Consider the following 11385-nt stretch of genomic DNA (forward strand, 5'->3'; position numbering starts at 1 on the left):
AATGGCTAAGATTGATTTAACTCCTGCCTTTTTAATTCATCGAAGGGCGTTTAAAGACACTTCTTTGTTGCTGGATTTTTTCACCCAAGAATATGGGAAAATCCGCTTAGTTGGGCGAGGGTCACGCAAGTCAAAGGCACCGATACAAATGTTTCAGCACATTAAAATTTCATTTTCAGGCAAAGGTGATTTAAAGTCATTGAGCGATGTAGAAGTGGATGACCAGCCAAGGAGTTTGCAAGGTGAGGCACTGATATTAGGAATGTATGCAAATGAGTTGATTGCCCGATTATTACAAGACCAAGACCCGTATTTTGAGTTGTTTGAGATTTACAGGCAGTTTGTTAGTCAGTTGCCTGAGTTGGACAAGCAGGCAAGTTATTGGGCATTGCGTTTATTTGAAAACAGCCTGTTATCTGAGTTGGGCTATGGGCTTGATTTTGAACATGATGTTAATAGTGATGAGATTGACACCAGTATTGAGTGTAAATATGAATATCAATCGCAAGTTGGTTTTATGAAGCGTTCTATGGGTAAAATATCGGGCAATACAATTCAGTTAATGTTAGCTGAAGATGTATTAAATGCACCAAGCGTTGAGCAACTTAAGGTGTGTAGAGATTTGAATAGGGCGAGATTACACCCATTATTGGGCAACAAGCCCTTGCAAAGTCGTTTATTATTCTGGAGTAAAAATTGAGTATTTATTTAGGTGTTAACATTGATCATATAGCCACCATTAGGCAGGCGAGAGGCACCCATTATCCTTCGCCAATTGCAGGTGCGTTATTGTGTGAACAATCAGGTGCAGACAGCATTACCTTGCATCTTCGTGAAGACAGGCGTCATATTCAAGACAGTGATGTGGAGGTTTTGCGTCAACAACTTGTCACAAAAATGAATTTAGAAATGGCAATTACCGATGAAATGATTGCCATTGCCAGCAAAATCAAGCCACAAGATTGTTGCCTAGTACCAGAAAAACGCGAAGAATTAACCACCGAAGGCGGACTTGATGTGGTGGGTCAAATTTCTAGAATGCATGATGTTTGTACTCAATTAAATGCAGAAAATATCACTGTTTCTTTGTTTATCGATGCTCAAAAATCCCAAATTGACGCTGCCAAACAATGCGGTGCCCCCGTGATTGAATTACACACAGGGCATTATGCAAATGCAACAGACGAAGCGCAACAGCGAGAATTAGAAAAAATTAAAACTATGGCAACTTACGCACATTCAATCGGTTTGCAAGTTAATGCAGGGCATGGCTTAACCCTAGAGAACACCGCAGCCATTGCCAAACTGCCTGAAATTGCAGAACTTAATATTGGTCATTCAATTATTGCCAGAGCCGTGTTTGTTGGGCTTGAAGCCGCCACTCGTGAAATGAAAAATTTAATGCTTGGTGCCAGAGAATGATTTACGGCATCGGCACCGACATCATCAACATTGAGCGTGTTGAACATATCTTAAATAAAAACAGAGATGGCTTTGTTAAGCGTGTGCTATCCGAACACGAACAAGCGCTATTTGCCAACAAAGGCGATAGTGCCGCCTATTGTGCCAAGCGTTTCGCCGCCAAAGAAGCCTTTGCCAAAGCCCTAGGCACAGGTATTGGAAAAATTGTCAGTTTTCAAGATTTAACCGTACACAATAACGAAAATGGCAAACCTTATTTTATTCCCAGTGAAAAATTGCGCCTATATTTGGTGGGAAAAAACATCAAACAAGCACACCTTAGTCTATCTGATGAAAAATTTAATGCCGTGGCATTTGTGGTGCTGGAATGTGGCAACACACAAGACAATTAAAAAAAGATGGACGCCTCAAGGTGGCTGTAGATTGCCATGTTTTAAAAATGATGTAATGTCATTAAATCAGCACAATATGACCGTTATCAACCAAGTTGTTTAATAACCCCTCTGAATAAGCGATATTTTCCAAGGTAATGGCGATGCTCCCCTCTCTTGTTGCCTCATCATTTGAGCCGTTAACATTGCCATTAGCGCTAATATGCAATACGGCTTGGCTTTTGCTATTGCTTAAGAGTGTTAAATAGTCAGACAAGACTTTATCTTCTTGGTAACCATCCATTAAATAACTCAGGTTAATTTTATCGCCTTCGCTAGCGTTAAAATCTTTAATGGTGTCATGACCCGCATTTTGATAACTATAAACAAAAGTATCCGCACCAGCGTTACCCGTAAGAGTGTCATCGCCTGCACCGCCGTAGAGTGTGTCGGCATGGTTGCTCCCTGTTAGCGTGTCATTGTCACCTAAACCGTGAAGGGTGACAGCCTCCCTATGCCCGCTCTTGTCTATTGTATTCTTGGCGTTGTTGCCAACAAATACATCTTTAATACCATTGTTATTACTGTCATTAAGTAATCCATTATCAGCAATAGTCCAGTTCTTGTCCAGTAGTGCTTGGCGTGCCGTGGCATTGGTGTATTTAGTGTCATTTGCACCAAAACTTACGCCTGTTTTTATACCCTCATTGTCGGTTACATTAACATCTGACCAGCCTGCTAGTAATAGGTCGTAGTTTTCAGTGCTAAAGGCGGTTTTATCAAGTATATTATTAGCAACCTCCAGATTTTTAATATTCCAGTTACCAATATCTTGGTTGAAGGCTTTAGCGTAGTAGAACATCTCTCCCATATTTGTAACTTTGCTAACATTCCAGTTACCAATATCTTGGTTGAAAGAGTCGGTGTAGGAAAACATATACCCCATATCTGTAACTTTGTTAACATTCCAGTTACCAATATCTTGGTTGAAAACGATAGTGCTGGCGAACATGTAGCCCATATCTGTAACTTTACTAACATTCCAATTGCCAATATCTTGGTTGAAAGCAGAAGCATCGAAAAACATCCAGCGCATATTCGTAACATTGCCCACATCCCAGCTGCTAATATCTTGGTTGAAAGCTTCGGTATAGTCGAACATTCCAATCATATTTATAACATTACTCACATTCCAGTTACCAATATTTTGATTGAAAGCAATAGCACCAGAGAACATATCCTCCATATTTACAACCTCACCAACATCCCAGTTACTAATATTTTGATTGAAAGGAGTTGAGGAGAACATTGAGCTTGTATCTGTAACTCTGCCAACATCCCAGTTACTAATATTTTGATTGAAAAGAGTGTCAATGAACATATGGCTCATATTTACAACCTTGCTAACATCCCAGTTACCAATATCTTGATTGAAAGAAGTGGCATAACAAAACATTTCTTTCATATTTACAACTTTGCTAACATCCCAGTTACCAATATCTTGATTGAAAACATTGGCGCCATAGAACATTCGATTCATATTCGTAACATTGCCCACATCCCAGTTACCAATGTCTTGATTGAAGCCTTCGTTATAGCAAACGCCTCGAGTAATAGTTTCGTCATAGCAAAACATATAACTCATATTGGTTGCCAACGAAGTATCCATGTTGCTAATGTCGTCGTTGAATGAAGTGTGTCCGAAGTAGAGAAAGGAAAGGTTGGCACTTTGTTCAGTGACTAAAGTTGCCACTTCATCAGTCATTATTGCTTGAGCAGCACTATCTGTTGGATTGGTAAAGTCTGTTTTTGCTTCAATAGCAGCTTGATAACGGTCTTCTAGGTGGTAATTAACACCTTTTGCCACCATGGATAATTGCTCAACAGTGGTTTTGTCGTCATCAGGCGTGTTCCCGACATAGCCAGAATCCTCGTAAATTTTGTTAAGAACATCGGCACTACTTAATACAGTAACATTAAAAAAAACTGAGGCTGATATCAACTGAACTGCATCAATTTCATTGTATTCATTGGCACTATTGCCAATCGTTAAGCGAATTTTATTTGATAAGTAATCAAGTGCATGGGTGAGTGAAATTTTTGTGTCACTAACTTTACCCACTTGAACACCTGACATGGTGCCACCTGTTTCACCAGTATCAGTTTTTGTATAAACCGTCACAAAAATTCCGTCTTTCATAACCTCTACTTTGCTAATTGCACCTGGATTCCATGTTTCTCTGGCAATAATATCTTTAATATAAACTGGTTCGCTATAGGTTAAGGTAAGGGTATTTGATTCGTTTATCTTTGATTTTGCCTCTGCCCATGCTTTGTCTATTTCTTGTTGATCTTTACCAGTAACCAATCCAGTATCAGGCACACCTATTACTTGCTCAACTGAGTACCGAGTGGCGCTATATTCACTGCTAGCACTAGCGGCTATTGCCCACTGTTTTACATTAAACTCAGTGGTAAATAAGTTGTCAGAAGTAGTATTAACTGTTGTTGTAGTGGTGCTTGAGAAGAAATTATGCCCATTGGCAATAATTTTATTATTATTGTTTTCTTGGGCAGTTAAGTAATTGACTGGAATTAAAGTGTGTTTTATTGTGTTTATCATGGTTTCATCCTATTTGTATGTCAAAAATATTAAAGACGAGCAAGTTTTTCACTGATTGGTTGAACTTTGGTTTTTATATTGTAAATTATAGGCTTAGTTTTCAAAAAAACATGCGAATTGATGGATGTACAAACCTCCACAAGAGGCATTTTTGGCAGTGTCACACATTGATTAATGCATAATTCTGCCTAGTGTCAAACCTTGTGTTCATATTATTAAATCAGTACAATATAGCCGTTATCAACCAAATTGTTTAATAATTCCTCTGAATAAGCGATATTTTCCAAGGTAATGGCAGTGCTATCGTTTCTTGTTGCATCACTATTTAAATCATTCAACAATCCGTCGACATCATCAATATTTGTTATTACAACAGCAACATTACTATTGCCATTAGCGCTAATGTGTAATACAGCCTGGTTTTTACTGTTGCTTAAGAGTGTTAAGTAGTCAGATAAAACTTTATCTTTTTGGTAGCCATCCATTAAATAACTCAGGTTAATTTTATCGCCTTCACCTACATTAAAATCTTTAATTATATCATGACCCGCATTTTGATAACTGTAAACAAAAGTATCCGCACCAGCGTTACCCGTAAGAGTGTCATCGCCTGCACCGCCGTAGAGTGTGTCGGCATGATTACTCCCTATTAGCGTGTCATTGTCACCTAAACCGTGAAGGGTGATGGCCTCCCTATGTCCACTCTTGTCTATTGTATTCTTGGCGTTGTTGCCAACAAATACATCTTCAATGCCATTGTTATTACTGTCATTGAGCAATCCATTATCAGTAATAGTCCAGTTTTTATCCAGTAGTGCTTGGCGTGCAGTGGCATTGGTGTATTTAGTGTTATTTGCACCAAAACTTACGCCTGTTTTTATACCCTCATTGTCGGTTACATTAACATCTGACCAGCCTGCTAGTAATAGATCGTAGTTTTCAGTGCTAAAGGCGGTGTAATTAAGCATATTGTTGGCAGCCTCCAGATTTTTAATATTCCAGTTGCCAATATCTTGGTTGAAGGCTTTAGCGTAGTAGAGCATCTCCTCCATGTCTGCAACTTTGCTAACATCCCAGTTGCCAATATCTTGGTTGAAAGTGTCAGTGTAGGAAAGCATATGCCACATATCTGTAACTTCGCCAACATTCCAATTGCCAATATTTTGGTTGAAAACAGTAGCATCGGAAAACATGTAACTCACATCTGTAACTTTACTAACATTCCAGTTGCCAATATCTTGGTTGAAAGTTTTAGCCTGGCTAAACATCCAATTCATATCCGTAACTTTACTAACATTCCAGTTACCAATGTTTTGATTAAAGGCAGTAATGCCGAAGAACATCCAGCTCATATCTGTAACTTCACCAACATTCCAGCTACCAATGTCTTGATTGAAAGCAGTCGCATTAGAAAGCATGTAACTCATATCTGTAACTTTACCAACATCCCAGTCGCCAATATCTTGGTTAAAGGCTTTGGCACAGTAGAACATTCCACGCATATTCGTGACCTCGTTTACATTCCAATTGCTAATGTTTTGATTAAAAACAATGGCACTGGAGAACATACTGCTCATATTTTCAACCTTGTCAACATTCCAACCGCCAATGTCTTGATTGAAAGCAGTGGCATTGAAAAACACCCCCCTCATATCTGTAACCTTACTAACATCCCAACTGCCAATGTCCTGATTAAAGACATGGGCACCGAAAAACATGTAACTCATGTTTGTAACTTTACTAACATTCCAGTTGCCAATATCTTGATTGAAGACCTTGGCTTGGTAGAACATTAGACTTGTGTTTGTAACATTGCCAATATTCCAGCCACCAATGTCTTGGTTAAAGGTTATGGCATAGTGAAACATTGCATTCATATTGGTAACTTCGTTAACATTCCAACGGCCAATATTTTGGTTGAAAGCAGTGGCGTTGGAGAACATCCAGCCCATATCTACAACCGAATTCACATTCCAATTGCCAATATCCTGGTTAAAAGCAGTAGCGCGGTTGAATATAGAGCTCATATTCACGACCTTGCTAACATCCCAATCGCCAATGTCTTGGTTAAAGGATTCGGCGGAGTAGAACATTGCGCTCATATCGGTAACTTTACCAACATTCCAGTTACCGATGTTTCTATTGAAAGTAACGGTATTGGTGAACATACTATTCATATTTACAACCTTGCCAACATCCCAGTCGCCAATGTTTTGGTTGAAAATAGTGGTGCAGGAGAACATGCTACTCATATCCACAACCTTACTAACATCCCAGTCGCCAATGTCTTGGTTGAAAATAGCAGCACCAGAGAATATGTGATTCATATTTACAACCTTGCCAACATTCCAGTTGCCAATATCTTGATTAAAGACTTCGTTATAGTAGAACATAAAGCTCATATTGGTTGCTAACGAAGTATCCATATCGCTAATATCATCATTAAAGAAAGTTTGCCCATAATAGAGAGAAGAGAGATTGGCACTTTGTTCGGTGACCAAAGTCGTTACCTCATCAGTCATTATTGCTTGAGCAGCGCTATCTGTTGGATTGGTAAAGTCTGTTTTTGCTTTAATGGCAGCCTGATAGCGGTCTTCTAAGTAATAATTAACGCCTTTTACCACCACAGATAATTGCTCAACAGTGGTTTTGTCGTCATCAGGTGTGTTTCCAGCATAGCCAGAATCCTCATAAATTTTATTAAGAATATCAGCGAAAACTGGGGCTGATATCAATTGCACCGCATCAATTTCATTGTATTCATTGGCATTATTACCAACCGTCAAGCGAATTTTATTTGATAAGTAATCAAGTGCATGGGTGAGTGAAATTTTTGTGTCACTGACTTTACCCACTTGGACACCTGACATGGTGCCGCCTGTTTCACCAGCGTCAGTTTTTGTATAAACCGTCACAAAAACACCATCTTTCATAACCTCTACTTTGCTAATCGCCCCTGCATTCCATGTTTCTCTAGCAACAATATCTTTGATGTAAACCGGTTCGCTGTAAGTTAAAGTAAGGGCATTCGATTCGTTTATTTTTGATCTTGCTTCTGCCCATGCTTTGCCTATCTCTTGTTGGTCTCCGCCAGTAATTAATCCAGTGTCAGGCGCACCTATTACTTGATTGGCTGAATACCGAGTAGTGGTATATTCGCTACTGGCACTAGCAACTATTGCCCACTGTTTTGCGGTACTAAGTTCAATGGCGTCAACCTTAGGTGTAAAGCGTGTGATTTCATTGGTTGAGCAACTGCCTGAAGTTTTTGAAGTTGAAGTGTGCTTTGTTGTGTTCGCCATGATCTTCCCCTATTGTTTTGTATATTGTAAACTACAAACTCAGTTTTAATGGTAAATTTTTAAACCCAGCCTTAGCCCTGCTAGGACAAGATTTAAGAAAATTACCAATTGGACAAAAATTGAATTTTGCTAATCATCCATATTTATGTAAAGGTCTTGATTGGTAAGATTCAATTTGGTAATTTTATTAAATCTTGTCCTGATAAGGTTAAGATGGATTTAAAAAAAATGCCAAGTTGGTTAATGACTTACACTTTATATACGACTAAATAACTGACACCCCAGTGTTTTTTTTGATTTCCACACCTGGAAGGTTAATTGATATATTGCCCAAACCCCGCTTTTCGAGCCTCACGCTTAGTGCCTTTGCAACCAAATTTTTCCGCAGTTTTGTAACCAGACACAGCCAAAGGGTGTTGCTCTAATACAAACACAGGTGTTCTGTGCATTTTGAAGCGCTTTAAGCCTTTGTTCATTCTACGATACCCCGCCAGATTCAATCCTGCACAGTTCTCATTGTAATACTTTACCGCACCGACCATTACCAACATTTCGTTGGGTGAGAGTGCTGGCACATTAAAACTAATGCTGAATAATAAAAAAGTAAGTGTTTTTTTCATTCCTTTGTTATTGTATTTTGGGTGTTATTTTTGATAAAAGCATAAATAATTTACACTCACATCACTTTCAAGTTTATAAGTTTTGGTAAATGGATTGTAAGTCATACCAATCATACTTTTTAGGGTTAGATTTGAGTGCCTTGCCCATTCGTTCATTTCGCTTGGCTGGATGAATTTATCCCAGTCGTGAGTACCTTGGGGAAGAAGTTTGAGGATATATTCTGCACCGATAATGGCGAATAGATAGGATTTAGTGTTGCGATTTAGAGTGGAGAAAAACAGACACCCATGTGCTTTTGTTAAGGCGGCACAGGCATTGATAATTGAAGCAGGGTCGGGGACATGTTCTAGCATTTCTAGACAGGTTACAATGTCAAATTCTTCGGCGTGTTGTTCGGCAAATTCTTCTACAGGGATTTTTTGGTAATCTACACTCAAGCCCGATTCAAGCAAGTGCAATTTGGCGACTTCTAAGCCTGCTTCTGCCATATCAATGCCCGTTACTAATGCACCTTCTTTGGCGAGGGATTCTGCTAAAATTCCGCCACCACAGCCGACATCAAGGATTTTTTTGCCTTTGAGTGAGCCGCCACATTGTGCTTTAATGTAATCAAGTCTAAGTGGATTAATATCGTGCAAGGGTTTGAATTCAGAATTTTTGTCCCACCAGCGAGAGGCGAGGGCGGCAAACTTATCAACTTCGTTAAAATCTACATTGCTCATAATGCTTGCACTTCTTTTAACACCTCTTCAACATGGCCTTTAACCTTAACTTTGTCCCAAGATTTGAGAATATTACCATCAGCATCAATGATAAACGAAGAGCGTACAATGCCCATATATTCACGCCCCATAAATTTTTTTAACTGCCAAACCTTAAACAATTCGCACAAAGTGCCATCAACATCGGCAATCAGTTCAAAAGGGAAATTTTGCTTGGCTTTAAATTTTTCATGTTTATTTAAATCATCTTTCGACACCCCATAAATGACCGTATTGGCATCCACAAAAGCCTGATGATGGCCTCTAAAGTCTTGCCCCTCAGTGGTGCAACCCGGTGTGGCATCTTTAGGGTAAAAATACAAAACAATATTGCGTCCTTGCGTATCGGGGATATTGATTTCTAAATTGCTTGTCGCTTGACAGGTAGTTGGTTGAACTTTATTCATAACGGTATAATTTTGATTTTTAAAATTTTAATTTTAACACTTATATGAAAAACATTCGTAACTTCTCTATTATTGCTCATATCGACCATGGAAAATCCACCATTGCCGACCGTTTTATACAGTTCTGTGGCGGTTTAAGCGATCGAGAAATGTCTGCCCAAGTGCTGGATTCCATGGACATTGAAAAGGAGCGAGGCATTACCATTAAATCACAAAGTGTTTCGCTAGACTACAAAGCCAGAAATGGCGAAATTTATCAGCTAAATTTTATTGACACACCGGGGCATGTGGATTTCTCTTATGAAGTTTCCCGTTCACTCTCTGCTTGTGAAGGCGCATTGTTGATTGTTGATGCCTCACAAGGAGTAGAAGCGCAAACAGTGGCTAATTGCTATACGGCTATTGACCAAGGTTTAGAAGTGGTATCAGTGCTGAATAAAATCGACTTGCCAGCAGCAGATCCTGAGCGAGTGGTTGATGAAATTGAAGATGTGATTGGCGTTGAAGCACAAGATGCAGTGCATGCTAGCGCCAAATCGGGGATAGGTATTGAGGATATTTTAGAGCAGATTGTAGAAAAAATCCCAGCACCAGAGGGTAATGTTGATGCGCCAATTAAGGCTCTAATTATTGACTCATGGTTTGATAATTACTTAGGCGTGGTGTCGTTGATTCGAGTGATTGATGGGGAAATTAAAACCAAAACAAAAATCAAAATTTTCTCAAATGGCAACGAACATTTGGTTGATGAAGTTGGTGTATTTACCCCTAAACGCCTTAAAACAGACAGTTTAAAAGCAGGAGAAGTAGGATTTTTAATTGCCAATATCAAAAATATTGATGGCGCACCAGTAGGCGACACCATCACCAGTGTTAAAAATCCTGTTTCTGAAGCTTTGGAGGGCTTTAAACCCGTGCAACCTCGTGTATTTGCAGGGTTGTTTCCAATTTCTGGCGAAGACTATGAAAAATTCCGTGATGCGCTGGCAAAATTGCGCTTAAATGATGCAGCATTGCAATACGAACCTGAAAACTCTGACGCACTTGGCTTTGGTTTTCGTATTGGCTTTTTAGGCCTGTTGCACATGGAAATTGTGCAAGAGCGCCTAGAGCGAGAATACGACCTTGATTTAATCACCACCGCCCCCACTGTGGTATATGAGATTTTAGACACCAAGGGCAATACCATTCGGGTGGACAGCCCTTCAAAAATGCCAGAAAATCAGTTTATTGATGAGTTTAGAGAGCCGATTATTACTGCCAATATTTTGGTCACCGACGAGTTTGTTGGCAATGTAATCAGTTTGTGCGTTTCAAAACGAGGTGTACAAAAAAGCTTAACTTACATGGGTAAACAGGTGTCAATGGTGTATGAATTGCCATTGAATGAAGTGGTACTTGATTTCTTTGACAGGCTGAAATCAGTCTCACGAGGTTTTGCCTCAATGGACTATCAATTTGCACGCTACCAGACCTCTGATTTAATCCGTCTAGATATTCAAATCAATCAAGAATCGGTTGACGCCCTAGCGCTAATTATTCACCGTGAAGACTCCGTACGCAAAGGCAGAGAAATTGCTGAAAAAATGAAAGAATTGGTACCAAGACAAATGTTCGATGTCGCCATTCAAGCCTGTATCGGTGTTAAAGTTATTGCCAGAACCAATGTTAAAGCCCTTAGAAAAAATGTAACCGCCAAATGTTATGGCGGCGATGTTTCTCGCAAACGCAAACTACTTGATAAACAGAAAAAAGGCAAAAAGCGTATGCGTAGCGTTGGCAGGGTAGATATTCCCCAAGAGGCGTTCTTAGCGGTACTACACATTGATTAAGATTTGTTTTTGCTAATCATTTATATTTGTGCAAAGTCTAGCAAGC

The 11385-nt window shown here is 39.4% G+C and carries 10 protein-coding genes; 5 read left to right on the plus strand and 5 right to left on the minus strand.

The window, feature by feature from the left end:
* Position 1 precedes the first annotated feature (1 nt).
* Genes recO through acpS form a run of 3 tightly spaced genes read left to right on the plus strand, consistent with a single transcriptional unit; the run spans position 2 to position 1814 of the window.
* A complete protein-coding gene (gene recO / locus MS2017_RS04735) occupies positions 2 to 700 on the plus strand; it encodes a DNA repair protein RecO (RefSeq protein ID WP_071565313.1) in 699 nt (232 codons plus the stop codon).
* Positions 697 to 1422 (plus strand): pyridoxine 5'-phosphate synthase, encoded by a 726-nt coding sequence (pdxJ, locus tag MS2017_RS04740; RefSeq protein WP_122951432.1) that lies wholly within the window; start codon positions 697 to 699, stop codon positions 1420 to 1422. Before recO ends, pdxJ begins: the two co-directional genes overlap by 4 nt.
* Positions 1419 to 1814 (plus strand): holo-ACP synthase, encoded by a 396-nt coding sequence (gene acpS / locus MS2017_RS04745; protein ID WP_122951433.1) that lies wholly within the window; start codon positions 1419 to 1421, stop codon positions 1812 to 1814. The genes pdxJ and acpS overlap by 4 nt, the downstream gene beginning before the upstream one ends.
* A gap of 61 nt (positions 1815 to 1875) precedes the next feature.
* Here acpS and MS2017_RS04750 read toward each other — a convergent pair whose 3' ends face one another.
* The gene (locus MS2017_RS04750; RefSeq protein WP_122951434.1) at positions 1876 to 4416 is read right to left on the minus strand and encodes a BspA family leucine-rich repeat surface protein; all 2541 of its coding nucleotides are present in this window, start codon (positions 4414 to 4416) and stop codon (positions 1876 to 1878) included.
* A 215-nt stretch (positions 4417 to 4631) separates the two neighbouring features.
* The gene (locus MS2017_RS04755; RefSeq protein WP_122951435.1) at positions 4632 to 7718 is read right to left on the minus strand and encodes a BspA family leucine-rich repeat surface protein; all 3087 of its coding nucleotides are present in this window, start codon (positions 7716 to 7718) and stop codon (positions 4632 to 4634) included.
* Between the two features lie 17 nt (positions 7719 to 7735).
* Between MS2017_RS04755 and MS2017_RS11190 the strand changes: the two genes are divergently transcribed.
* A complete protein-coding gene (locus MS2017_RS11190; protein ID WP_164707608.1) occupies positions 7736 to 7885 on the plus strand; it encodes a hypothetical protein in 150 nt (49 codons plus the stop codon).
* Between the two features lie 147 nt (positions 7886 to 8032).
* Here MS2017_RS11190 and MS2017_RS04760 read toward each other — a convergent pair whose 3' ends face one another.
* From MS2017_RS04760 to MS2017_RS04770, 3 genes are read right to left on the minus strand one after another with little or no spacing between them, the layout of a single operon-like run.
* Complete coding sequence (locus tag MS2017_RS04760) at positions 8033 to 8338, minus strand: hypothetical protein (RefSeq protein ID WP_071564754.1); 306 nt, start codon at positions 8336 to 8338, stop codon at positions 8033 to 8035.
* Positions 8339 to 8362: 24 nt separating this feature from the next.
* Entirely contained in the window at positions 8363 to 9061 is a 699-nt protein-coding gene (ubiG, locus tag MS2017_RS04765) for a bifunctional 2-polyprenyl-6-hydroxyphenol methylase/3-demethylubiquinol 3-O-methyltransferase UbiG (protein WP_122951436.1), read from the minus strand.
* A complete protein-coding gene (locus MS2017_RS04770) occupies positions 9058 to 9507 on the minus strand; it encodes a peroxiredoxin (RefSeq protein WP_122951437.1) in 450 nt (149 codons plus the stop codon). Before MS2017_RS04770 ends, ubiG begins: the two co-directional genes overlap by 4 nt.
* Positions 9508 to 9551: 44 nt before the next feature.
* Here MS2017_RS04770 and lepA point away from each other — a divergent pair, with 44 nt between their 5' ends.
* A complete protein-coding gene (gene lepA, locus MS2017_RS04775; RefSeq protein WP_122951438.1) occupies positions 9552 to 11339 on the plus strand; it encodes a translation elongation factor 4 in 1788 nt (595 codons plus the stop codon).
* Positions 11340 to 11385 lie beyond the last annotated feature (46 nt).

This window comes from Bathymodiolus thermophilus thioautotrophic gill symbiont, assembly GCF_003711265.1.
GTDB lineage: Bacteria > Pseudomonadota > Gammaproteobacteria > PS1 > Pseudothioglobaceae > Thiodubiliella.

Coding starts and splice junctions, on each gene's coding strand:
- MS2017_RS04760 (WP_071564754.1), bottom strand. CDS start 8,338: ATGAAAAAAACACTTACTTTTTTATTATTCAGCATTAGTTTTAATGTG.
- MS2017_RS04750 (WP_122951434.1), bottom strand. CDS start 4,416: ATGATAAACACAATAAAACACACTTTAATTCCAGTCAATTACTTAACT.
- lepA (WP_122951438.1), top strand. CDS start 9,552: ATGAAAAACATTCGTAACTTCTCTATTATTGCTCATATCGACCATGGA.
- ubiG (WP_122951436.1), bottom strand. CDS start 9,061: ATGAGCAATGTAGATTTTAACGAAGTTGATAAGTTTGCCGCCCTCGCC.
- recO (WP_071565313.1), top strand. CDS start 2: ATGGCTAAGATTGATTTAACTCCTGCCTTTTTAATTCATCGAAGGGCG.
- MS2017_RS04770 (WP_122951437.1), bottom strand. CDS start 9,507: ATGAATAAAGTTCAACCAACTACCTGTCAAGCGACAAGCAATTTAGAA.
- MS2017_RS04755 (WP_122951435.1), bottom strand. CDS start 7,718: ATGGCGAACACAACAAAGCACACTTCAACTTCAAAAACTTCAGGCAGT.
- acpS (WP_122951433.1), top strand. CDS start 1,419: ATGATTTACGGCATCGGCACCGACATCATCAACATTGAGCGTGTTGAA.